Consider the following 23,666-nt stretch of genomic DNA (forward strand, 5'->3'; position numbering starts at 1 on the left):
TGCACACAGTCTCCATCATCGCTAACCGTTTGGGAATCCCTCAGATTCAGATCGGGCGGAAACTGCTTTAGTGAAGGAGGTGCCGCTGAGCGACTGCCCCTGCAAGATCGAAAACCATACCTCGACCTGATTGAGCCAGGACGCACTTGTCGGCGTGAAATGAAATTGCACGTTGGGGTGGGCCTTGAGCCAACGTTCATTTTTCTTGTGGGTGTTGAGGTTGTCGAGGATGACGTAAAGCTTTCGGTCGGAAAGGCCGCGGTGACGCTGTTCATGAAGTCGAGAAACTCGACGCGGCGACGTCGTTTTGAATGAGCCGCGATGATCTTTCCGGTGGCGACTTCGAGCGTCGCAAACAATGGTGTGGTGCCATGGCGCTTGGATCGTGGCTCTGGCCGGTCAAGGCGCGGCCATTGGCCAACTTCAGATAGCCCTGCGCTCGCTCCAAGGCCTGGATCGAGGGCTTCTCGTCCACGCATAGCACAATGGCCTTCGCGGGCGGGGCGACGTAGAGGCCGACACCATCGGCGGCTTTGGCCGTAAAGTTCGGGTCGTTGCTCTCGCACCAGGACTTGCGAGCCGCCAGGTCGATCTTGTGGCTGCGCAGGAACCGCCAGACATATTGGACGTCAACATCGTTCAGCGCCTCGGCCAGCAAAGGGCCGGTCCAGCGCGCAAACCCGTCCGGGGGCGGCTTGTCCAGCAGCTTCAGAATCCGCTTGTCGGTCGTCTTCGTATAAATCGGCTGCTTGCCAGGCCGCGGCTTGTCTTTCAGACCTTCTAGCCCATGGTCGGCATAGCGATGCCGCCAAAGGCTGACAATCCGCGGCTGGACCCCAACTTCCTTGGCGATCGACCGGGTGCTGCGCCCGTCCGCCGCCAAAAGCACTATCCGCGCCCGCTTCAAATCGCGTTGCAACGTCACCGGCGAGCGACAACACGCCTCAAGCACCTTGCGATCTTTCCTTGAAAGGTGGACTTCTCTGCTTCGGTATCGTCCAAATCTTGAATCACGACTCAGTGCGCCAGGAGAAGCTGGTGCGATCCAGCCGATGCAAGGCCGGTCCGGGTAAGGCCGTAGCAGGCCGCCCGGTAGTGAGTGTTGCGTGGCCGTCGGCGACGGCGGGTACGAAGCGTACACAGCAATTGTGTGGGGTGTGGGATTGAGCCACGAAACTGATAACAACGCAGGGGTCGAGGCTGTTGAGTCGGTCGAAGGCAACATGTGCGGCACCGCTATGCGAGGTGCTGTCGCCCTGCCGGGGTCGAAGGCCACATCACGCACAAAAGGATCGCAACGGAACCTGGGAGATTCCGCGTTTGACCGGGGCGGCGTAGCCACCTCGGCCCGCATCGGGAAGGCGAGGAGCCGTAGTCGATGATGCACGAACGTGGGAAGTCTGCCCCCGTCATAGTAGCTGTGAAGCCGACGAACAAGGCCGGGCGACCGGCTGCGGAGCCGGTAGAGCCAAGGGCGGGGACCAAGGGGAATGCGGACCAGCAAAACGCACGCCGGGCACAGGACCGGGAAAGTGTGTCAAATGCGCTGGACCGCATACGACGAGTCGCAAGGGAAAGGAAGAAGGAGAAGTTCACCTCGCTCTTCCACCACATCAGGGTCGAGCTGCTCGAAGAGGCGTCTACGAACTTAAGCAGAATGCCGCACCTGGAGTGGACGGGTTGACGTGGCAGGAGTACGAGACAGCCTTCGAGCGCAATCTCGAGGACTTACATGCTCGGCTCCATCGGGGAGCGTATCGGGCACTGCCGTCGCGGCGAGTATACATACCTAAGCCGGACGGGCGGCAGCGCCCCCTCGCGGTCGCCGCTCTGGAGGACAAAGTCGTCCAACGAGCAGCGCTCGCAGTGCTGAACGCGATCTATGAGGAAGATTTCCTCGGCTTCTCGTATGGGTTTCGGCCTGGGCGCGGCACGCATGATGCGCTGGATGCGCTCATTGTCGGAATCGGCAGCACAAAGGTGAACTGGATATTCGATGCCGACATCCGAAGCTTTTTCGATTCGGTCAGCTGGGAATGGCTGGTCCGTTTCGTGGAGCATCGGATCAAGGACTCGCGGATGATCCGTCTGATTCAGAAATGGCTCAAGGCGCGCGTCCTTGAAGAGGGAGTCGTGACTGTCAGTGATAGGGGAACTGGGCAGGGTTCGGTGATCTCACCGCTCCTCGCTAACGTCTACCTACACTGTGTGCCGCAGTCGTAAGAGAGGAGTTCAGAATGAACTGATCCAATCAAACAAGAAGCTGTACAGAAGATGGAGGCGGGCCCTCCGAAGTCGGCTTTCAGGAGCAGGCTTCAAACCACTCCAGGCGGCCTAGGTAAAGAGCCATGGTCGTGAGCGCGGGAGTAAAGCGTGGGGAGAAGAACCCCAGCAGGTAAGAGTCAGAGAGACGAATGCAAATAAACCCTCGAAGACGCGTCGTTAAAGTCAAACGTCGTCAAAACCGGGCGCGAGTGCAGAGCCCGGGACAAATCTGTCGGAAACCTGATTACTGGGCAGATGGCGGCCGGTGTATAGGGGGCGTGACTCTGACTCAGGCTTCAGTACGGCACTGCGGGAACCAGTCGTTCCGATGTCAAGGGAAAAGCACAAGTGGCCAAAACCACAAGGCGAAACGCCCGATGCGGAGCACTGGGACGGACCGACTCGTACGAGCGATGAAGGCTGGTAATGCGGCTGGAGCAAAGGGGTCGGGTCAGACAGCTGTATTTGGCGTTCAACTCGCAAGAGGAGGAGGCGCGTGAGTGCAGCGAAACCGTTTGATATCTCGAAACAGCAAGTGTGGAAAGCCTACAAGGCCGTCCGAGCCAATGCGGGCGCTGCCGGCGTGGATGAGGAGACAATCACTGAGTTCGAAAAGGACTTGAAGGGCAATCTGTATAAAATCTGGAACAGGCTGACGTCGGGAAGCTATTTTCCGCCGCCGGTCAAAGCGGTCGCCATTCCGAAGAAGAATGGCGGGGAAAGAATTCTCGGCGTGCCTACAGTGGCCGACCGCGTGGCACAGACGGTTGTCAAGCAATACCTTGAACCGATTCTAGAATCTATCTTCCTGCCCGATTCCTTTGGCTATCGTCCGAAGAAATCGGCGCTGGATGCAATCGCTGTCACCCGCGATCGTTGCTGGCGATACGATTGGGTTTTGGAATTTGATATAAAAGGTCTATTCGACAACATCGACCACGCGCTTCTACTGAAGGCGCTCGAGAAACACACGACGTGTAAGTGGGTAACGCTTTACATCAAACGTTGGCTCATCGCGCCGCTTCAACAAGAAGACGGTACTCTGGTTGAACGAACCCGAGGAACGCCTCAAGGCGGTGTGGTCAGCCCCGTTTTGAGTAATTTGTTTATGCATTATGCGTTCGATGTCTGGATGACGCGAATGTTTCCAGACCTTCCTTGGTGCCGTTATGCTGATGACGGGCTCGTGCATTGCAGGACTGGAGCGGAAGCAGACGCCGTTAAGGCGGCACTGCAAGCTCGACTTGCAGCATGTGGCCTGGAAATGCATCCAGATAAAACGCAGACTGTTTACTGCAAGGACTCAAATCGAAGGGATTCGTACCCGAACATGAAGTTTGACTTCTTAGGTTACGAGTTCCGAGCGCGGGGTGCCAGAACGCGTGCAAGGGGCGTACTCTTCACAAGCTTCTCACCTGCGGTCAGTACAAAATCTCTTAAAGCTATGCGGGCACACACGCGGCGGCTCAATCTCCGCAATCAGTCCCATCTCAGCTTGGAAGAATTTGCTCGCATTCTCAATCCAATCCTCCGGGGTTGGATCGCTTACTACGGGCAATTCTATCCCTCGGCGATGTGGCCGATATACAGGCACGCAGACTACACGATACGCGCCTGGATCATGCGGAAATACCGCCGGCTACGTGGACACAAAGTGCGGGCCAGCATGCTCATGCAAAGAATTGCAGAGCAGAACCCGTCTTTGTTCGCCCATTGGCGTTTTGGAGGGATCGGCGCGTTTGTCTGATGGGAGCGGTGTGAGTCGAGAGGCTCATGCACCGTTCTGCGAGAGGCCGAAGGTGCAATTCCTTCGGCCTACTCTCCACATCTTCGATCTCTGGGCCGAGCGCTGGCGACGGCGCGAGGCCACGGGCGACATGATCATAGTGCGATATGCCGACGATCTGGTCGTGGGCTTTGAGCATGAGAGTGACGCCCGCCGCTTCTGGGAAGCAATGCGCGAGCGGTTGCAGGAGTTCTCGCTGTCGCTGCATCCGGACAAGACCCGACTGATTGAGTTTGGCCGCCATGCGGCGACCAAGCGAAAGCAGCGCGGGCTTGGCAAACCGGAGACCTTCAGCTTCTTGGGCTTCACGCTGATCTGCGGCAAGTCGCGCCGAGGAACATTCCTGATCCATCGGAAGACCCAACGCGATCGCATGAAGGCGAAACTCAAGGAGGTCAAAGGAGAATTGCGACGGCGTATGCACAGGCCGATCCCCGAACAGGGGAAGTGGCTCAAGCAGGTCACCACGGGCTTCTTTGCCTACCATGCAGTGCCGACAAATTTTCGAGCTCTGCTGAGGTTCCGCTCCCATATCAGGGACCTTTGGCTGCGAACGCTACGGCGACGCGGTCAGAAGGACCACACGAGCGGGGAGCGGATACTGAAGCTTGCTGACGACTACCTCCCACAACCTCGGATCCTTCACCCCTGGCCCAATCAGCGATTTGCCGTCACTCACCCAAGGTGGACGCCGTATGCGGGAAAGCCGCACGTACGGTGTTGTGCGGGGGGCGCTCAGTAATGAGCGTCCCTACCGCGAACGATCCAAGAAAAGTGGGTACTAGTTCCGATTCCATGGAAGCCGCTGTGGCGCTGGAGACTACGATGCAGCAAAGAACGCGACGCCGCAGGATAGTTAGTGCCGTGCAGGGCCGCAGCCTGGCGTTGCCTCGCCGTGAGCGAAATGGAATGTGCGCTGTCAGCCGCGCAGTATCAGCCGTGCTGGCGATCCTTAAGAACTCCGGCCGATGCCGGCGGCTTTGTCTATGGAACAGCCTTGCCAAGGGCCATCCCGAATACTGAAGAGCCGTCACAAGCATGCCCGCATCGTGGAACGGACTGGAGAAGGGTGGTGAAGGAAAGTACCGCCGGATGTCGATTTGCAAACCTTCGGCAGCCGCAAGCGTCCTGTTTCCAGGCAAGAGATGCTGGTCTTCGATCGAAAATTTCACGGATCCAACGACGCGCGAATCTGGGCTGGATGTGGACAATTCGTCAAAGCAACATCTTCTTCTTGCATGAGCAGAACCGACGTTGCGTAAACTACAAAATAGGATCTCGCTGAAGACCCCGTCCATCTATGCGTACTTATAATACGCTCATAACAATATCGCAGCGAGCGTGCCCAGCGCACCGAACGCCAACCCGATCAGCGAGCCTGCCGTAGGGACGTCTCGAAACAGCAGCAGGGTTAGAACCGGTTCCACCACTAAAATTGCTCCCACCGATATCGCGATGATGATCCAGATGTTCTCAAGATGCATGTAGCCCAGTGCATATCCGAAAACGAGAAGGATGCCAGCGAAGGATATCAGCAGACACATGGGCAGGAGCGTTGTCAGATCTCCGCCGGCCTTTCCAAACTGCTTTGAGGCAATCAACTCTGCGATGATCGAAAGCGCTTCTCCAAAGAAAATCGCTCCAACCGCTACAATCTTCAATGTTAAGCTCATCGCCGGAAGTGTCGTAAACGTTAAGTCAGAAGGAATTTCCAATACTGGAATCCATCTGGACTGCCTTTGACAACTGGAAATGCAAAGACCTTCGGCCAGGCACCACCGTTCATCGCTCCTCGTAGGCAGTCAACGCCTGCTGAATGCTAGCCTAGTTCCCGAGCTGGATATTCCTTCACGCCGATCAATCGCTTTAGGGAGTGTGCAGCGACGAGAGTGGTCAAAGAGGAAGACAAACCGCGGCGCTGGGCGGCTGCCAAGCCGGAGCATCACGGCTTAAACTGCAATCCGCACAGGAAGAGCGGAATAACCGTGCACAAAGTTCGACGGAATTCGCTCGGGTTCGCCGACAACCTTGACTTCCAGTCGCGCCTTTAAGATTTCCTCCCAGAGTATTTTCAGCTGCAGCTCCGCAAGATGTCGACCAACGCAGCGATGGATCCCGAATCCGAACGAAAGATGCTGCCGCTTGCGGTCGATGACGAAGCTGTCGGCGTTCTCGATGACCTCATCGTCGCGGTTTCCTGAGATGTACCACATGACGACCTTGTCGCCCTTCCTGATTTGTTTCCCACCGATGATGGTATCGGCCGCGGCGTTGCGGCGCATATGTGCGATGGGCGTTTGATATCGAATAATCTCGGACACTGCGCTCGACCCCAGCTGGGGATTATCACGTAGCTTTCGCAGTTCGGACGGATGCTGGTTCATGAATAGGAGGCCGCCGGTAATCGAATTGCGCGTGGTGTCATTCCCACCCACGATCAGCAGAATCAGATTGCCAAGAAACTCACTCGGCTCCATGTGTCGAGTTGCAGGCGAGTGTGCCATCATGGAAATCAGGTCGAGACGCGGCTTGGCATTGATGCGCTCGTTCCAAAGCCGCGCGAAACACGCCAAGCACTCGGACAAGATCGCACTTCGCTTGTCCCAGCTGTCGACGGGCTGGCCAGTTCTCGGCATTGCAACAGCTACGTCCGACCAATACGTCAAGAGACGTCGATCCTCAAATGGAAAGTCGAATAGCGTGGCAAGCATCTGCGTCGTCAACTCGATGGAGACCCTATCCACCCAATTGAAGTCATCGTTGCGCGGCAAGCCGTCCAGAATCGTCCTGACGCGACGACGGATCAAGCTCTCGAGCTTCGTCACGTTTTCCGGCGCGACTATCGGACTTACAGTATCACGCTGCTCGCGATGCTTCGGCGGACCCATCTTGATGAAACTCTGCGTCCAGTGCTTGTCAGGCACGTCGACAATAGTGACGCCCTGCTCCGACGAGAATGTTTTGTGATTGGTATCTACCTCCACGATATCGCGGTATTTCGTTACGGACCAATATGGACCATAGGGGCTATCTTGGCAGTAGTGAACGGGATCTTCCCTTCGTAGCCGCTGGAAGTAACCCCATATGCTATCATCTTGAAAGCGCTTGGCTTCGCTTACGTCCAGATTGCTCAGCGGGATATTACACGCGCCGTCGGTTCTATAGTCTGCCAATTGCCTTTTCATGATCGTCTCCCCAGATTTTGCTCTCTCGAGAGCTTGGGGATCCACAGGTCGCGATCCATAGTTTCGAGCTGCCGTGGCGTTTTGGTTGCGAGCGTGCCGTCGTCCCAACAGAGTATCCCAAAGCGCGGGCAGTCCCCCCTACCAGCTCCGGCAGGTAAGGATCGCATTGACTTTCTGACTCGATCTGCCTCAGTGGATCGATGAGAACAATCCTGGCTGCACAGGCGTCGCCCAATGCCGGCTACATCGCTGCTCGCGCCACCAAACAGGACACAATGTGAGCGCAGCTTCCCACTTCCTTAAGATGCGACGTCTTTGGCTCCTCACGGCCGCACTTGGAGTAGTTACTTGTTGGCCATATAATCGTGCGTTGACCGCGAACCACGTGGATCGTCGTGGACGAAATCGGTTAGGGCCGCTCCGCCGAGAAAGGCCTATTTGGTCGCCCGTGAAGAATTCGGAAGCGATTGATCCGTCGCTGTGATTTGACGTGAGCAAGTATTCGATTTTGCAAGAAAGCCGTGGGTAGGTCTTGGTTCTCTTGCGTTTTTGGATTCCGGATTTGGCGGCTTCGTGATTCCTTTGACGGCGAGATTCGCTGTTGGGGAGAACCCATGAGCCAGCCGCGCGACGATCGTCAGGACGATCTGTTTCGTCCATCTCTGGAAAAGATCATCAACCTTCGCCATCCGCTGGTGCGCCTGGCGGCGGAGATCGATTGGGACTTCCTGGCGGGACGCTTCAGCTCGGTCTGTCGCCTCGGGCCGGGGCAGCCACCGTTGCCGACACGATTGGTAGCCGGACTGTTCATCCTCAAGCACATGCACAATCTCTCTGACGAGGCGCTGTGCGACAGGTGGGTCGAGAACCCGTATTTTCAGTATTTCTGCGGCGAGGTGGTGTTCCGGCACGACCTGCCGTTCGATCGCTCGTCGCTGACCCGCTGGCGCCAGCGGCTGGGCGAGGAGCAGATCGCCGCGCTGTTGCAAGAAAGCCTCTCTCTGGCGCATCGAACTGGGGCGATCGAGACCAAAGATCTCGATCGGGTCGTTGTGGACACCACCGTCCAGGAGAAGGCGATCGCGCATCCGAGCGATGCGCAGCTTATGGCGATCGAGAAGCTGGTCGATTTGGCCAAACGCGAGGGCATCGAACTGCGCTAGAGCTATCTGCGCGTGGCCAAGCGCGCCGCCATCATGGTGGGGCGCTACACGCATGCCCACCAGTTCAAGCGCGCCCGGCGAGAGCTCAAATTCCTGCGCACCCGGCTTGGCCGCATCATCCGTGACATCAGACGCAAGATCGAGGGCGACCCTGCGCTTGAGGATCGCTTTAGTCCGCTGCTCGATCTCGCCCACCGGGTTCGCCATCAAGAGCAGCGTCAGCGCGGTCCCAAGGTCTACTCGTTGCACGCCCCCGAGGTGGAGTGCATCGGCAAAGGCAAGGCCCGGGCACCTTACGAGTTTGGCTGCAAAGTCTCGATTGCCACGCCCGCCACCGCGCCCAAAGGCGGGCAGTTCGTGCTGCATGCCAAGGCCCTGCACGGCAATCCCTATGACGGCCACACGCTCGGTCCCGTCATCGCCGATCTCGAAAAGCTCACAGGTGTCGCAGCGCGCCGCATCCACGGCGACAAGGGCTATCGCGGCCACAACTATCCCGACCGGTTCAAGGTCTGGATCAGCGGCCAGGTTCGCCGCGTCACCAAAGCCATCCGCCGCGAGATGCGGCGTCGTGCCGCCGTCGAGCCTGTGATCGGCCATCTCAAGGACGACCACCGAATGCGCCGCAACCATCTCAAGGGCCGCGACGGCGACCGCATCAATGCCGTTCTCGCCGCCGCCGGCTACAACTTCAGCCTGCTCCGCCACTGGTTCGCGGAACTTTTACGCCTCTTGCTATCCATACTCTGTCGCCGCCTATCGCAACCACACCTTGCGTAAAACACCGCTCAGAAACGTTCTTCACGAACGACAGTGTAGTGACGAATCACTTCCCACGGGTATCCAGCGCAAAGCTTAGCAGCAAAGGTACTGCTAAGATAGTTGAGCGGCCCGATTTTAGGATCCGACCGAGCAATGAAGTGCTTCGATCGTCGAGGCAAGGATGATATCCTTCTCCGGTAAGCCGGCCCTATTGCAACGGAGGCCCGATACCAAGAAAGTGCTTCACTTCGTTCGGGTGCCGGGCGGGAACTCCTCCTTCAGTGAGCCGCTCTTCGCGGAGCGTTTTCCAGAAGTCCTCGGGATATGTTTACGGCTGCCGGTGCGCGATCCTATTCAATAGAGCTAGGCATGGGCCAAGCCGCTTGCGACGGCGTTACGCGCCCCAAATTGCTGTGGTCCTGCATGTCTTTCTCCTTCGAAACCAAGGGGGGCCGGCAATTACGCCGGCGATCGTGTCTGTGACACGATGGAACTGCGGCGCAGGCCGAAGCTGATTCCGATCCAGCTCGCACCTGCCATAATGAGATCCAGGCCGAGAAACAGGCCCAGAATATAAACACTGTTGATCGGCCAACGTGCTAAGATCAACAATCCAACCAGCAGGGTAATGACGCCGGATATCGCCAGCCAGAACCGGGGCGTTGCGCGCTTCATGCTGAATGCCAGGATCTGGCGCATGATGCCGGCGGCGACCAGCGATGCGCCGAGCATCAGCGTAAGCAGCACAGCGGCGAGCGCAGGATTCTCAAATGTCACAAGGCCCGCAACGATGTAGAGCGCACCCAAAAGAGCGCACAGCAAGAACTTGCCCCACGTCTTAACCTGGAACGCATTAATCACTTCGGCAACGCCGGCGATGATCATCATCACGCCAACGAGTAGCACACTTGCCACGGTCGCGAGCGCAACCGTACTGAGCGCCACGAAGCCAGTGATCAGATAAACTACGCCGAGGGCGAAAATCCAGCCCCACTTCGGTAGTGAAGCGATGTCCGGACCAGGTCGAAAACGCTGCTGGATATCAGAAGTACTTGTCATGATGGTGCTCCGATACGAAAGCTGCGCCGCCGCATGGCGCGCGTACAATCGCCGTCGCTTGTTGCGACCAGGGCTGAGCTTGCCTCAGCTTGCCCATGCTATGCTCGCCTGTTCGGTGCCATCCGCATCGTGACCTCGTCCCTTAGGGTTTGGGCCGCGCCCCAGAACGGATGGCGGGAGGCCACATCACTGAGCCCCGTGAGACCGGTGGCGTACACTGAGCAATCGGCGTGCCACGCTTGGCGCTCCTGCGCAATCACGCTGCGCTCTTGCAGCTTGAGGGTGGCCTCGGCGAGCTGCGCTTGACACTCTACGGCCTTAACGACACGAAGCTGCTCTTCAGAGTGCACTCCAAACAGCCATTTTCATTGTTGGACCTATGCTTGCTTGGATAGTATCGCCAAAAAAGACCTGCGAGGTACCTACCAGGATTGGTTGGCATCCTAAATCAACGCCGCTCGCTGGGCCTGCTTGCTTTCCGGATCAGATTATTTCCGTCACCTGCAAACTCTTGCAGTTAGCCGGCGCTACGTTCTCCGGGCCGAATCGCGTTCTACCGTTCTACCTACCAGTGACGAGAAGACTGCAAAGGAAAACCAAAGCGATGTCGCCATTACGAGCAATCGCCAGTTGGTTGAAATCAATCACTTTACGGCATCGTTGCTTCTCGGGCGCGATCACTACCGCGTGGCACGGCCACGGTTCTCGTGGCTATGCAAGCTGCCCGCGGGATCGAGAGCGGCCCCTCCGCGCATACGCGCAGCGCGCTCATTTACGCCATCGCGCCCGACGGTCACGCCACGCTACTGCCGGGGCGCTCATTGCATAACGACTTTCCCTCAAGTCGTAAGGTAACCCGAAATGCCCACTTGATCTTATTCCGCCCTGTTCGTCGAATACTGATAAGCGACACAAAAGTGGAGGTTGGCTAACGAACGGATGGGCCATGAGTGACCAACTCCGGCCTCTCGGCGTCGGAGGAAAGCTGGGTGACGCTCTAGCTTTTCGCGACCGACCGCAGCATCTCGGCCTGGGCTTTGGCGTAAAGTGTTCGCCACGATTCCCGCAGCTCCGGGCTGAACGCATCGCCGAACTTGCACTCAAGGCTCCACATCAACGCCTCGCCCATTGCGACATAGTGCGATGGCTGAACGCCAAGTCTGGCGTGGCTGCGACTTGAATTCATGATCAGCGATTGGAACATCGGACTCTCGTCGAGCGAGGCGACCAGCGCCGTGATCATGTCCAGCACCTTCATCCGCTGCCGCTCGATGTCGCCGGCGAACAGGTCTCTTCCGTCGGGAGCTAGTTCGACGAACCGTTTGTAACACAGGTCAGCGATGTCGCGTCGGATCGGCCACATCGCGTCGAACGAGATCCTTATAAGGTCGACCTGCTCGAGTGTCATTGGTCAGACGAGCAGGCTTGTAAAGAATGGCATTGTGATCTCAGTGACTGACGGCGCCTTCTCATCAGAAGTGACGACCGTGACAAATTCGTGTTTGCAGTCCCAGCAGCGCCAAAGATGCTGGATTTCGCGCGCATTGACGCGTTCATGCCACTCGAGGTGGATTAGCGCAGAACCACAGCGAGGACATTTTTCGCGATGTCGTAGTGAGATTGGTGCCATGTGAAACCTCGTTTCCCCTTGTGCGTTTTACATCCTTAAGTAGTTTCTGGAAATGATCTACATCAATGACGCTATTTGGGAGACGAGCAGGGCGCCGAGATTATCCGGCTGTCCGCTCCGGAGCGACATTCCGGATTCAAGCTTCATAGCCAAATTCTCCTGCTGGTCGAGACGATATTTTGTCTCGCACCCAACTGGAAGCAGCGCGGGCGTGACTCGGCGTCGGTGAATGAACAAAGCCGACGCTGTCCCTGCCGCGCCCGCGCTGCCAGAGAAGTTAGCGGCGATGTGACCTCCGCGCTGGCGGCATCCGCAAGCGCTGTCCGTTCACGCGCCGCTAACTTCAACGGCCGGCCAACGTGTCAGCTCGCTGACCTGCCCGCCCCGGGCTTGCCGCCGGATTATATCACCTGACAAGACGCGCGACGCACCTACCAGGATTGGTTGGTCACCATGCCGCCCGCGTCCGGACAGCTGGCGACCTCAAGGGAGGTCCCCCTACCAAGCCGACACATCAGATATCGAGCCCTTTACTTCAGCCACTGCTTTACCGTCCGGTTGGGTCTGGAACATTCCTCTCTATAACCGCGTGGGGACCGGCTACGTCTATTGCAGTCAGTTCGTCCCTTCCGAACAAGCTGAATCTGACCTTCGCGCACATTTAGGTCTGCGCGCGAAAGATTCTTGGGTCAAGAACTGCGTCGCAATCGGTTTGTCCTCCGGTTTCGTGGAGCCACTAGAGTCGACCGGGATTTTCTTCATTCAGCTCGGCATTGAGGAGCTCCTGCGGCATTAGTCAGGTCCCATGATGGACCCGGATGTAGTCGCCGACTACAATAGGATCGTGGCCGATTGCATCGACGGGGTGCGCGACTTTCTTGTCCTTCATTATCGCGCTTCTGACAGGGCCGACACGCCGTTTTGGCGGCGACGAAGGAGATCTCTGTCCCTCCCTCGGTCAACCAACGTCTTCAGCTTTGGAAAAAACGGCTTCCGAACGAAAGGAGTAGGAACCCGTGCAACCACGGCTTCGAATTCTACTCTTATTCTGTGATGCTGCTTGGGTTGCACTATTGGCCCGTCCACAGTCTGCCTACTCTGCGGCACGCTAACGTGAGCGCTGCCGTCGCGGCATTCCAAGCAGTGCGGGATCGCACGGGCGAGTTAGTCCGCACATTGCCCGGCCATTTTGAATATCTTCAGCATCTTCGGCAAACGAGGAACTCTTCTGCAACAGCAGAGCAACGCGATGAGACCCAATCTGCGATCAAATAGGGCTGCGGGAGTTGATCGAGCCTGGCTCGGCGGCTTCCAGGCCTATCTGGGCGAGAGCGGTCTGCGCCTCTCCGGCGGCGAGAAGCAGCGCCTTGCGTGGGCTCGGGCTCTGTACCGGGACCTGGAGATCCTGATCCTCGACGAGGCGACCTCCTCTCTCGGCTCGGCACGATTTGTGGGCCGACAGGATCGTGGTCTTGGACAACGGGCGGGTTGTTGCGGAGGGAAGCACGCTGATTTGCTGACAGCTGAAGGTGTTTACGCTCGCTTGTGGCGGGCGCAAACCGGATCAAGGCTCAGGTGGGGAGCATTGCAGAATTTTCGCGCACCGTCGCCCGATGTGACGACAGCTGAAGCCATGAGCCCTGGGACTAGAGGGAGCGTCGGTTCTGAATGTGGTAGATGAGAACCCGTATCCCGTATGGCAAAAAACTGAACCGACCGGCGGGACTTCACGCCGCCTCTCGATGATAATGGCGAAGAAGCCTACCCAATCGCTCGCGGCACCACACTGGCCCCTCGCGCTGCCAATCCGTCGCCCGAGGAAACAGCAGGACGTTGCCCTTCCCCTGAAGATTCCGCTCGGCATGGAAATGGTCGACATAAGTGCTCAGCGCCTGCCGCAACGAGCGCTCGCCGAACAGGATCACCTTGGACAGGCACTCCTCCTTCGACCTCACCCAGCGTTCGGCGTAGGCATTCAGGTTCGGGCTGCGCGCAGGCAGCGCGAGCGGTTCAACCCGACCTGACATTAGGATGGCGCAACGACCGGGTGAATTTCGTGTCGCGATCATGCAGCAGATAGCGACAATCCCGCAGCGCGCCACAATCGTCCATGGTCGCGTTCCGGGCGATCTGCTTCATCCACGCCTCATCCGGGTGAACGGTGAGCCCGGCGATCTCCACCCGGCGGCTCTCGAGATGGATGAAGAACAGCACGTAGTAGGTCACCAGCCCGCGCAGCGTCAGTACCTCGGCGGTAAAGAAGTCGGTCCCCGCCAACAGCGCCACGTTGGTTCGAATGAAGGCGGCCCACGTGGTCGTGCGCTTGCGCTCCGGTGCCGGCGACAGACCGTGGCGCCGCAAGACATTGCTAACCGTTTGATCGGAAATCTCGTAGCCCAGATTGGCCAGCGCGCCCGCAATCCGGTCATAGCCCCAGTCCCGGTTCTCGCTGGCCATGCGAATGATCAGCTCCTAGACCTCGCGCTTGTTTCGTGGTCTGCCCGGGCCTCGACGCGCCTTCGAGCCATCGAACTTGCGGGCAACAAGCTTGGCGATACCAGCCCAGGATGGTGTCCGGCCGGGCTACGGTGGCGACGTCGGTAAGAACCTTGCGGCCCAGGCGATGACCGATCTCGCCGAGCGCGCCTCGCTCGGCATCCGAGAGCTTCACCCGACCTTTCAACTGCACCTTGATGATGCGGTTCTCGGCAGCCGGATATTCATTCCGGGCCAGTAGCTCCTGGTCCACCGTCCCTGTCACGTAGGCCAGTATGCGCGCCCAATCCATGCCGAGCCCCTGCCCCTCTCGAAGAGCGTCGTTGATCATTTAATTGTAACCGGACTGCCTCCGACACCGCTAAGCCGCTCCCGCATAAAGGAACGGCTTCTCGGCCGTTTTCAGTTTTTTGACCCTACGGCGTCTGGCTGCAGCCCGCCGCTGATAATGCGCTCGTCGATTTGACTTCGCGATGAGCTTCGCAACGTCGCGTTATCGTCGCCGTCGATCATAGATTATGCATCGTGTCCCGATGGCGGCGCGGTTCATGGCAACGGACAGGAGCTTCTTGAGGGCGCGCCGCGCGCGTCATCGCGCGAGGCGCGGCGAGGGGTGGCGCTCCGCAAGCATCGTCAGGAACGCGCTCAAGGCCGGACTTGCGTTGTTGGCCCGCCAATAGGCCGAAAACGCGAACCGGCTTGGGCCGCTGTCATCGCGCAGGTCCCGATAGACCAAGCCGGCAAAATTGGCCCCGAGATCGGATTCGAGCACCAGGCTGACACCCGCCTGCATGCTGATCAGGCTCTTGATGATGCCGCGGCTGACGTCGTGGCGCTCGATCTTGGGACGATCGTCAGGTGCGACGAGCTTCGAAACCAACAACTCTTCGAACTCGCGCCCGGGATCGTAATGGCTGAGCAGCACCGTCTCGCCGCGCAGGTCGGTCCAGCAGATGCTCTCGCGCGCCGCGAGCGGATGGTCCTGGGGTAAGACCACGACCACCCGCTCGCTCCACAGCGCCAAGCTCTTGCAGTCCAGCAGCGGCAGGCTGCCGGTGACGATCAGAATATCCACCACGCCATTGCGCAAGGCCCGTGCCAGACGGGTCCGCGATCGTTCAACCGTCGCCAGTTCGACGCGGGGCCATCGCCGTTTGAACTCGAGCAACGAGGCCTGCAAATTGCCCGCCGAAAGTGATGTACAGAACCCGACGGCGAGCCGGCCGGTCTCGCTGGTCTGAGCTGACCGCGCCGTGGCCACCAGGCCGTCAAATTCTTCCAGAATCGTTCGGGCCAGGCGAAGAATGCTGCGGCCGGCGGGCGTCGGGCTGACGCCGCCGCTTGAGCGCGCGAAGAGCGTCACGCCGAGGCAATGCTCGATCTGGCGAATCGATCGGCTGAGGCTCGACTGTTGCAACCTCAGCACCTCCGCGGCTTGACGAAAGCTGCCACACTCGGCCGCCGTGACGGCCGATCGCAGGTGCTTGAGCTCGAGCGCTCGGCCGCCCGGCCGAGAGGGACTTGGTTGTGGGACATGGCTCATGTTGACGTCAGCGGGGAGGAGCTTGCCGCCCGATGGGCCGCAATGGGCCCGCCGTGTGCTCATTCCAAGGGCCTAGGCGGCCGCGCGCATCACGGGCGCCCAGAGCACCGGACCTGAGATGCGGCCTGCCGTGCGGATGTGCGCCAAGGCATCGGTCGACACCTCCAGATAGCCCGCCACCGCCAGGGTGGTTCCGAGCGGGCGAGGCTGGCCGATCGGGCGGAGCGGCCACCCGGCGCGGCGCAGAATGCGCGCCATGCGCGCGTCGGTGACGGTGACGAGGTCGCTCAGTCGAACGGACAGGCCGAACTCGATCATGCCGGCAAAAAGCTCGTAGGTCGCGGCCGCAAGTCCAGCCCCCGCTTTCGGCGCCTCCGGCGGCACATCGAGCGCAAAGCGGCTGCTCTCCCACACCCGGTCGCGGCGTGGCGCCGGCTGTCCGTTCAGCAGAATGGGGAAGGTGTCTCGAAGCATGGTTGGACCCGTCGTCGGGAGCAGGCGCACGCCACCTTGAATGCGGCCCTCGCTTGAGCGATACAGCAGATGCACCGGCCGAAGCACGTCAAACTCGTCGATCTCCAGATCGCCGCTGACCTGGACCTCCCAGGCCAGACGGCGTTTGAAAACCCGATAGCGCAGTCGATGCATCTCGGCGAGTTCATGGACGAACTCGCCGTAGTCATCGGACGTGATGAACAGCATCATTGCTGCCTCCCTGCTTTGTATCGGCCATCAAAGCAGACGCTGATGCAAACGCATCCTGTGCACATGCACAGGTTGCGTATGCATGATCGGTCAATTACTTTCGAGGTTTTGATTCGGCGAGCCGCACGATGGCTTGACCAAGCGTGCGGACGCCGAGCTTGGCGCGGGCATTGTCCAGATGAAAGGCCGCGGTTCGTCGCGAGATGCCGAGAATGGTCCCGATATCCCAGGCAGATTTCCCGCGCGACGACCATTCGAGACATTCGAGCTCGCGCGGAGACAGCACCACGCCACCGACCAGGCGATCGGACCTCAACGTCCGCCTGGCGTGCGCGTGGAAGTACATCGCCAGGACCTGCAGAACCTGACCGTGCGCCGTGATCGAGCGTTCGAACGCAAGTCGTCGCTGGTCGGTCGCGAAGGTCACGGCGGCGATCGCACCCTGATCATCGTGGATGGGAATCGTGAAGCCACATCGAATGCCGAAGCTGGCGGCTTCTTCAAATAGTTCACGCTCGGCCTCTGACCGAACCCGCGGTCCGAGCCCAAGGCCCCATCGGAAGGGTTTCGTGTGGCGGATCGCCTGGCCGACGACCGGGTCGAGGCGTTCATAGTGGCGCTGGAGATAATATGCCGTCCAGCATTGCGGATAGGTCGAGATGAGCGTTGGGGCAGCGCCTCGGTCGTGAGGGAGAGCAAGATAGGCAAAGCAGGACAGGTTCAGCGCGGCGGCGACATCGGCCATGCTCTGCTGAGCCGCATCCCCGTCTGGGCTTTCGGTCAGCCGATCGACAAATCGTTGAAGAGCGCGATACAGCATGGATGAACGCACGGCCTCCCTGGTCATCGGTACTTGCCACATCGGGATCTATCGCGCGAGCGGTCTTGCGCAACCTTACCGTTCTGGCATGCAGGGAGGCGACGCCGGTCAGTTGCAGGTTCCATCAGCAAGGCCATGCAGGCCCAGTTCTCCGCTGTTGTGCCTTGAGCCTTCTAATAGAAACTTCGCCGTGAATGCGGCGAAAGCAGGAAGAAGACGTCTTCCTAAGGTCTGGTTTATCCTTTTTCAGAGGCGCCTGAGTTGTTCTTGTTGGTGGCTGCGATAGCGCCGAATTGCATCGACATTATCGTTTCTCTGCTTGAGAGCGGTTAGCTTCTCTATCGAGGACGGTGGTGTTGAGGCCAAATCGGTTTAGGTCAAATACCGGCCTGATCCTCTGTGATATATCCGTCGGCCCCTTCGTGCTGCCGGCGCGCGACGCAGTGCTGGGTAGACCCCGTTCGAGCGTGCGGTTCTGACTGATCCGCGTGTTCGTGCTAGGCCCAGCGAGAATTGTCACATCGATGTTGTCGATGCCCATCTCTTTTGAATCCTGCGTTACGGTGCCGAAGTTTGCCGAATTCTGCGCTATCTGGCCGCTTGCGTCGCAGGCTTGCAGGAGACTGCAAGAAGTCAGTGTTCCCCCAAGGAAAGCAATACCACCAATACCGTTGGGCCTCACGCCTGGAGCCGTTTGCAAATATGTGTCCGCCGGCCACCGCGTAGCGGTCGAGACCAATGTCGGCGCTGGCATTGGCGAAGCGCGGCGGCACATTCGAGCCCAAGCAGAGCGACCGCGAGATCGAGGAGCACATCCTTGCTGTACGCGAAGGTCCACACGAGGCGCTGGGACAGCAGGTGTCGGTCGGCCTTTACAAACCGATCCTGGGATCGATGCCGGACCGCTTACCGGCGCCCCGGAATACGACAGCCATGAGATCGTGCGGACAGTATCGCCCCAGGACCTACATCAGCTTCAAACGTCGGTCTTTCCGCGGCGAGCGTCTCGCCATCAAGCTCACTTCAGATGGCACCAAACATGGAGATATTACTTCGCCGCCCACCGAGTCACTACCATCGACCTGACGGGCGGCAAGAGTGTCGGTCATGTCCCCGACTGAATACCAATACAGCCGCTGAAGCCAAAGTCTGCTCTCGAACGTGCGAGCGCGGTTCTCGTTAATTAGCCTTCTACTCTCTGCAATGGCCGCTTCCGCGCGTTCGAGCAGGAGCTTTAGTTCCTCATCCAAGGCGTCGTCTACCTCTAACTTCGAGAGCTTCGACAGATGCTGCTGCTCCACCAAAAGGCTCGATTGTCAATCACGTAAACAGGACATTCTCCTCAAACCCGAGCGCGGCCCTGTCTATCGGCTGCAGGTTTGTAGCATTGACGCAACTATAGCCGTGATTGTCGAGCCGCTGAATGATTGCAGCACCATCGAGCGAATTTGAACGTTTGGAGTCGGTCAGAATCTCACACAAGATCGGTACCTTGCGTCCAGCCTTGCCGAGGAGTTGTGGCATGCCATCGAACACCGCCCCTTCGAATCCCTCGACATCGATCTTAATGAGACCAATTCGGTCGAGGTCAATTGCATGGCTGGCGAGGTATTCATCAAATGGAACGACCTCAACTTCCAAGGCCTCGGTCAGCTGTTGCGCATGGCTGAGAAACCCAGGAAACAGCGAGCTCGATCCGATGTTGGTATTATAGTTGTCGAAGTTATCACTTCGAGGCGGAATAATCGACATGGCGAGCCTCTCTCGGAACGCGCCACAAGCCATGTTGTTGGCTTGGATGGAATATTGGGGGTTCAGGTCAGAAAGCCGCGTGAGATGCCTGAAATATTGCGGGACGGGTTCGAAGCTGTGAACCTCACCTCGTCGTTCGACGCGCGCCAATGCATAGGCCGACCAATAGCCGCAATTGGCGCCGATATCGATAAAGATCATTCCGGGCTTCAGGTATCGATCGAACACTCGCTCTAGAAACATCTCATGCGTATGAAAATAGTACTTCCGCATCAATCGATGCATAGACATATCGATCTCGTATCTGACGTCGCCGAAGCGGGTTGAAGCAATCCCGCTGGGGCAGCTTGAAAGCTGCTCGATCGCCCGCCGCCTAAGCATATCCATAAACTTCAGGGGATCTGATTTTGCATAGTTTAGGAAAAAACGGACTGTCTTCTCGCTTAGCATACCACTCCCAATCTCCGGGCGCGCTGCCCGCGTCGTGTAGCTTTGGTCATGGGTTTTCCGAGCCTACAACCTGACACCACGTGAGATTCAAGCCGTTTCGATGTCTAGCCAAGTTCATTTCACTCTCCGCCAGCGAGGTGCATCTCCTCACCTTACTGAGGCACTTTAGGCAAGGACCAGAGCTGGCGCGCTGTTCGTCGACTCGTCGGCAAAGGCCGCGACCGACACGCCGCGCAACCGGACTGCGATCGTCGACGTGCTCGACTAAGGCTGCGCGCGGCAGCAGCCCGTCGACCGCGAACTGGCATAGCTCGACGTGTATCGGCGGCTGCGTCGAAGAACGGATACGTCATTAAGTCTTGCGCGCCGCGGGGGCCCGGATCGCCAGGAAGCGCACGAAGCAGATCGAGTTGGTCGCGCTCCGAGGGATCTTCGGGGCGAGCGGAGGAGTTGTTGTCCGCTTGTTCCACCGACCACGCGCAGCGCCCTTATCTGATGTCAAGGAAGCGCCACGAGCACCATTCGACGCGGCGACCTGTCTTTCGACGTTCATTTCCTCGATGCAAGGAAGCGGCTGACGCGCGGAATCTGACATCGGCTCAGGGCCTACACAGCCAGCGGCGGCGGTGGGGGAGAGGCGTACATGTTCAGCCTGCGTAGGATGAGGATATCGCCGGGGATGGCGGATCCGATTTCGTGCTTTGGAGCCTTGCGGAAACTGAACTTGCCGCTGGCCTATCGCATAAAGCAGGGCCTCAGCTCTGCCCCCAAGCCGTGGCCTTAACTTCAGGCGAGGGACTTGCACCGTTGCTTCAAGGAGCGTCTGCAGGAGCCATACAGCCTTTCTCATTTGAAACGAGGGAGCGAGGAGGTCGATGGATACCTACCGGGCCCTTATTGAGCGGGGCTGGGGATAGTGTCATTCGTGGGTTTCCACTTCTCGGCATATAGAGGGAGACGTTCGTATTCCTCCGCTACCTTCCAGCCGAGATTTATGAATCTAGCCACTATTGATCCAATGAAGATCGCCTTCGAAAAGCTGCTGTCTAGGGCCAAAAGAACATCGTCCCGATGAGAAGTGCTCAGAACCAAAGGCTTGGCCGCTATTCAGTTAGCCGCGTCGTGCAGGTGACGAAATTGGCGTCCGTGGGCACTGCGATCGGCTCGTCAAATTCACGGCTCCAGCCCGATCTACGTTCTGCCATAAACCTCTGTGGCAATTGGAGAACCTTTGCGCGTATTCGAGATGGTGCTGATAACGTTGGCGCTCGGCATGATGCCGGTCGGACTGATCGTTGTCGTTTTTGAATGGGATACCGCGAGAAAACGGCGCCGTTTGCAGGATTTTGGCGTAGGCGGAAAAGCCCGAGACACCAGACAGGTTAGGATCGAGCTGACACCTCGGCGCTCCAAGTTAACGCCGAGCCCCCCGGCAGTGGTTTGGCGCAAGTTCAGGACAATCGCCCGAACAAACTGGACATGCGTTTAGCGCCTTATTGAGGTAAGTATGGCCCCAGGCGGCAGCCCCGGAGCTGAGGGCCATTTTCTTTTTGGCGGACAGCTGGCGAAGGCCCTGGCTCAATAGGGGTGTTTGAATGGACACTCGCGGAAATGGGGACACCATGCTCTTACGGAACAGGGCTGTGGAAAACTCTAGGATGGCTCTTGCCGGGGCTCCATTTCATTCCGGATCAATTTTCACCGGCAGGGGGTCGCAAAGAGGCGGCCCCTTTCGATTCCAATTGCTCGTTGAAATGTTCGACAGCCTTAACGTCGAGTCGTGAATTCGGTCGACCTTCGTCGATATTCCCACGTGGCCCGTTCAGGCTCAGGTCGGTCAAAGTCCGCCTGGGGGTAGCCGACGCAAAGATAGGCGATCAACTTCCAGGACGCCGGCACGTCGAGAATCTCGCAGATGCGGACCGGATTGAGTATCGACACCCAGCCAATCCCGATGCCTTCTGCACGCGCGGCCAACCATGCCGAGCAAATGGCCGCGACGACGGAATAGTCGATGGTCTCCGGCATCGTCGCACGACCCAGCCCGTGCCCGGTTTCGCATGCTTTTTCCGAGAATACCGCCAGATGCCCAGGCGCCTCTTCGAGGCCGGCGAGCTTCAGCGTCGTGTAGCGCGCCGCCCGCTCACCGGAATAGGCGCTTAACGCGCAGGCATTGCAGGTCTTAAAGTCCTCAATGATCGCGCGCCGTCGCGCTTCACTATCAACGATTACGAAGCGCCAGGGCTGACTCAGGCCGACCGAGGGGGATGGGCAGGCGATCTCAATGAGCCGCTCCATGGCGCCGCTCGGCAGCGGATCGGGGCGAAAGCGCCGCACGTCGCGGCGCCACACGAACAGTTCGCGCAATTGTCGGCGAAAAGCTTCATCGAATGAGATCATCAAAGTCGAAGTTCCGCATGGAGGAGGGCGGTCGCCATCAACAAGATCGCGATCTCGCCAATCTGTTCGAACGCGCCCAATATATCACCTGTCTGTCCTCCGACCTGCCTCGTTGCAAGCCACGCCAGTATCAGCCCCGCCAGTGAGAGCAGAATCGCTCCGATCACCGCCTTGCTCGACCCGAAACCGCACACGAGACAAAGAGCCCCGAGACGAAATGCAATTGCCGCGCTTCGCCCCGGCGGCTGTCCGGCTCCGGCCGAAAGTCCATCCGACCGCGCCGGCGGAATCAGCCACATGAATGCGGGCAAGCCGGCGCCCTCGACCAGAACAAGATCGGCGCGACGCTTCAGGCGTCCGAAACTTTCGAGGACCGGGCTCCATCAGCGATGGCTTCATCGCAGCGTATGCACGGGCGCCCAGCGTCGCCAGGCGGCGTTCCTGCACGATGATCTGGGCACCCAATTCCGTCTCCGGCTTAAGCGGGACGGGATTCATGTTGGTATGGGGCTCGACGCCTGCGACTTGCGCCTGCAATGCCTACGCGCGTCCGATCTCGCCGCCGTCGGCGGTCACGGCCGCATTGTTCGATATGTTCTGCGGCTTGAACGGAAGTACGCGATAGCCGCGGCGGATCGCTGCACGCGCAAGGCCAGCGACGATGAGCGAATTGCCCACGTCGGAGCCTGCCCCCTGGATCATCAATGCGCGCGCCACCGAATCGGATTCCCGGTAGCTTCGTCAGAGCTCGACGCCGGGCTGCGCCTTGGATCGGAAGGGATGCTTCACCAGCGTCACCTCCGTGACGAGGTCGGCGGCGTCGATCAATTCTTTCTTCGCGTTACGTCCGGTGAGGACGACGTGCGTCATCGGTGGCTTTGAATTCTTCACGAACTCGACGACCTCGCCGATCTCCAGATAGTCGTAACGAAGCGCAATGTTAATCTCCTCGAGAACGATCATGCGCAATGCTTGATCGGCGATCAGCTGCATGGGCTTTCCCATGCGGCACGGACGGCGGCGATGTCGCGGGCGCGGTCCTGTGTTTCCCAGGTAAAGCCTTCACCCATCGCATGGAACTGGCACAGATCGCCAAAACGTCCGGTCAGCAGGCGGCGCTCGCCGGTGTCCCACGCACGCTTGATGAATTGTACGACGGCGCAGGGGAAGCCATGCGCTACGCACCGCATGATCATGCCGAAGGCCGAAGAAGATTTTTCTTGCCCCTGGTGTGGACGATGATGAGTCCCTTTCGCGGCTCTTAGTCGCCCTCATCCGGTCGCGCGCGACTTTTTTCTTGGCCATTTTGGTCGTATGGCGGTTGTCCAGCGAGGCTTCCGAGATCACGGTCTCCTCCTCAGCGGTATCAGTCTCGGAAGTCATCTGGACGTTCCTTTGGCTTGACAAGTTGCACGCTTGGGCAAATGGTGGAGCGGCGTTGGTTCCTGTCCTACGACAGGCGAAGAGGGAATGCGATAGGGCTCTAGCCACGAAGCCTGAGCCTGAAACGCAGCCGCCCCCGCGACCGTGACCGGAGAGATCTTCAAGAGCCACTGACCTGTTAAGGGGTTGGGAAGGTGGAGATCGAAGGGAAAACCTGCTCCGCAAGCCGGGAGACCTGCCAGCGCAGAGATTTGAGACCGGCGGACG

Annotated in this window: 18 protein-coding genes, 6 pseudogenes and 1 riboswitch; of the genes and pseudogenes, 8 read left to right on the forward strand and 16 right to left on the reverse strand. The window is 58.9% G+C overall.

What is annotated here, in order from left to right; all coding sequences use genetic code 11:
• Positions 1 to 27: 27 nt before the first annotated feature.
• A pseudogene (locus ACVJGD_RS38390) lies at positions 28 to 1,021 on the reverse strand (IS630 family transposase); the annotation flags it as partial.
• A gap of 357 nt (positions 1,022 to 1,378) precedes the next feature.
• Here ACVJGD_RS38390 and ACVJGD_RS38395 point away from each other — a divergent pair.
• The 4 genes from ACVJGD_RS38395 to ACVJGD_RS38410 all read left to right on the forward strand — a co-directional run bounded on the left by ACVJGD_RS38395 (position 1,379) and on the right by ACVJGD_RS38410 (position 4,793).
• Complete coding sequence (locus ACVJGD_RS38395; RefSeq protein ID WP_456639058.1) at positions 1,379 to 1,684, forward strand: hypothetical protein; 306 nt, start codon at positions 1,379 to 1,381, stop codon at positions 1,682 to 1,684.
• Complete coding sequence (locus ACVJGD_RS38400; RefSeq protein ID WP_456639059.1) at positions 1,681 to 2,223, forward strand: reverse transcriptase domain-containing protein; 543 nt, start codon at positions 1,681 to 1,683, stop codon at positions 2,221 to 2,223. Before ACVJGD_RS38395 ends, ACVJGD_RS38400 begins: the two co-directional genes overlap by 4 nt.
• 538 nt (positions 2,224 to 2,761) lie before the next feature.
• Positions 2,762 to 4,012 (forward strand): group II intron reverse transcriptase/maturase, encoded by a 1,251-nt coding sequence (gene ltrA, locus ACVJGD_RS38405; protein WP_456632677.1) that lies wholly within the window; start codon positions 2,762 to 2,764, stop codon positions 4,010 to 4,012.
• A gap of 52 nt (positions 4,013 to 4,064) precedes the next feature.
• Entirely contained in the window at positions 4,065 to 4,793 is a 729-nt protein-coding gene (locus tag ACVJGD_RS38410) for a reverse transcriptase domain-containing protein (RefSeq protein ID WP_456640508.1), read from the forward strand.
• Positions 4,794 to 5,370: 577 nt separating this feature from the next.
• Here the strand turns inward: ACVJGD_RS38410 and ACVJGD_RS38415 are convergent.
• Together ACVJGD_RS38415 and ACVJGD_RS38420 are read right to left on the reverse strand one after the other, a co-directional pair.
• Positions 5,371 to 5,766: a hypothetical protein gene (locus tag ACVJGD_RS38415; RefSeq protein ID WP_456639060.1), complete on the reverse strand. Its 396-nt coding sequence runs from the start codon at positions 5,764 to 5,766 to the stop codon at positions 5,371 to 5,373.
• Between the two features lie 234 nt (positions 5,767 to 6,000).
• On the reverse strand, positions 6,001 to 7,236 hold the full coding sequence (locus ACVJGD_RS38420; protein WP_456639061.1) for a cytochrome P450: 1,236 nt from the start codon (positions 7,234 to 7,236) through the stop codon (positions 6,001 to 6,003).
• A 614-nt stretch (positions 7,237 to 7,850) separates the two neighbouring features.
• Here ACVJGD_RS38420 and ACVJGD_RS38425 point away from each other — a divergent pair.
• Positions 7,851 to 9,179, forward strand: a pseudogene (locus ACVJGD_RS38425) (IS5 family transposase).
• A 441-nt stretch (positions 9,180 to 9,620) separates the two neighbouring features.
• Here the strand turns inward: ACVJGD_RS38425 and ACVJGD_RS38430 are convergent.
• Positions 9,621 to 10,220, reverse strand: coding sequence for an HdeD family acid-resistance protein (locus ACVJGD_RS38430; protein ID WP_456639062.1), 600 nt, complete (start codon positions 10,218 to 10,220; stop codon positions 9,621 to 9,623).
• 997 nt (positions 10,221 to 11,217) lie between these two features.
• Positions 11,218 to 11,628 (reverse strand): globin domain-containing protein, encoded by a 411-nt coding sequence (locus ACVJGD_RS38435; RefSeq protein WP_456639063.1) that lies wholly within the window; start codon positions 11,626 to 11,628, stop codon positions 11,218 to 11,220.
• A gap of 742 nt (positions 11,629 to 12,370) precedes the next feature.
• Between ACVJGD_RS38435 and ACVJGD_RS38440 the strand changes: the two are divergent.
• Positions 12,371 to 12,904 (forward strand): annotated as a pseudogene (locus ACVJGD_RS38440) (tryptophan 7-halogenase).
• Between the two features lie 205 nt (positions 12,905 to 13,109).
• A pseudogene (locus ACVJGD_RS38445) lies at positions 13,110 to 13,531 on the forward strand (ATP-binding cassette domain-containing protein); the annotation flags it as partial.
• A gap of 46 nt (positions 13,532 to 13,577) precedes the next feature.
• On the opposite strand, the gene ACVJGD_RS38450 reads toward ACVJGD_RS38445, so the two are convergent.
• The 6 genes from ACVJGD_RS38450 to ACVJGD_RS38475 form a co-directional block, all read right to left on the reverse strand.
• Positions 13,578 to 13,877 (reverse strand): hypothetical protein, encoded by a 300-nt coding sequence (locus tag ACVJGD_RS38450; protein WP_456639064.1) that lies wholly within the window; start codon positions 13,875 to 13,877, stop codon positions 13,578 to 13,580.
• The gene (locus tag ACVJGD_RS38455) at positions 13,861 to 14,307 is read right to left on the reverse strand and encodes a hypothetical protein (protein ID WP_456639065.1); all 447 of its coding nucleotides are present in this window, start codon (positions 14,305 to 14,307) and stop codon (positions 13,861 to 13,863) included. Before ACVJGD_RS38455 ends, ACVJGD_RS38450 begins: the two co-directional genes overlap by 17 nt.
• Entirely contained in the window at positions 14,276 to 14,677 is a 402-nt protein-coding gene (locus ACVJGD_RS38460; protein WP_456639066.1) for a hypothetical protein, read from the reverse strand. Before ACVJGD_RS38460 ends, ACVJGD_RS38455 begins: the two co-directional genes overlap by 32 nt.
• 258 nt (positions 14,678 to 14,935) lie before the next feature.
• Positions 14,936 to 15,889: a LysR family transcriptional regulator gene (locus tag ACVJGD_RS38465; protein ID WP_456640509.1), complete on the reverse strand. Its 954-nt coding sequence runs from the start codon at positions 15,887 to 15,889 to the stop codon at positions 14,936 to 14,938.
• 72 nt (positions 15,890 to 15,961) lie between these two features.
• Complete coding sequence (locus tag ACVJGD_RS38470; RefSeq protein WP_456639067.1) at positions 15,962 to 16,594, reverse strand: acyl-homoserine-lactone synthase; 633 nt, start codon at positions 16,592 to 16,594, stop codon at positions 15,962 to 15,964.
• A 94-nt stretch (positions 16,595 to 16,688) separates the two neighbouring features.
• Positions 16,689 to 17,411: a helix-turn-helix transcriptional regulator gene (locus tag ACVJGD_RS38475; protein WP_456640510.1), complete on the reverse strand. Its 723-nt coding sequence runs from the start codon at positions 17,409 to 17,411 to the stop codon at positions 16,689 to 16,691.
• 741 nt (positions 17,412 to 18,152) lie between these two features.
• On the opposite strand from ACVJGD_RS38475, the gene ACVJGD_RS38480 reads away from it, so the two are divergent.
• Positions 18,153 to 18,500 carry a hypothetical protein gene (locus ACVJGD_RS38480; RefSeq protein ID WP_456639068.1) on the forward strand — a complete coding sequence of 116 codons (348 nt, stop codon included), beginning with the start codon at positions 18,153 to 18,155 and terminating at the stop codon, positions 18,498 to 18,500.
• 234 nt (positions 18,501 to 18,734) lie between these two features.
• On the opposite strand, the gene ACVJGD_RS38485 is transcribed toward ACVJGD_RS38480, so the two are convergent.
• From ACVJGD_RS38485 to cobO, 5 genes and pseudogenes are all read right to left on the reverse strand, one after another.
• On the reverse strand, positions 18,735 to 19,616 hold the full coding sequence (locus tag ACVJGD_RS38485) for an FkbM family methyltransferase (RefSeq protein WP_456639069.1): 882 nt from the start codon (positions 19,614 to 19,616) through the stop codon (positions 18,735 to 18,737).
• Positions 19,617 to 21,383: 1,767 nt separating this feature from the next.
• Positions 21,384 to 22,016, reverse strand: coding sequence for a 5,6-dimethylbenzimidazole synthase (bluB, locus tag ACVJGD_RS38490; protein WP_456639070.1), 633 nt, complete (start codon positions 22,014 to 22,016; stop codon positions 21,384 to 21,386).
• Complete coding sequence (locus ACVJGD_RS38495) at positions 22,016 to 22,315, reverse strand: adenosylcobinamide-GDP ribazoletransferase (RefSeq protein ID WP_456640511.1); 300 nt, start codon at positions 22,313 to 22,315, stop codon at positions 22,016 to 22,018. Before ACVJGD_RS38495 ends, bluB begins: the two co-directional genes overlap by 1 nt.
• A gap of 3 nt (positions 22,316 to 22,318) precedes the next feature.
• Positions 22,319 to 22,718, reverse strand: a pseudogene (locus tag ACVJGD_RS38500) (nucleotide-binding protein); the annotation flags it as partial.
• 39 nt (positions 22,719 to 22,757) lie between these two features.
• Positions 22,758 to 23,399: pseudogene (gene cobO, locus ACVJGD_RS38505) on the reverse strand (cob(I)yrinic acid a,c-diamide adenosyltransferase).
• 39 nt (positions 23,400 to 23,438) lie between these two features.
• A riboswitch (cobalamin riboswitch) is annotated at positions 23,439 to 23,656 on the forward strand.
• Positions 23,657 to 23,666 lie beyond the last annotated feature (10 nt).

Source organism: Bradyrhizobium sp. USDA 10063 (genome assembly GCF_054063735.1).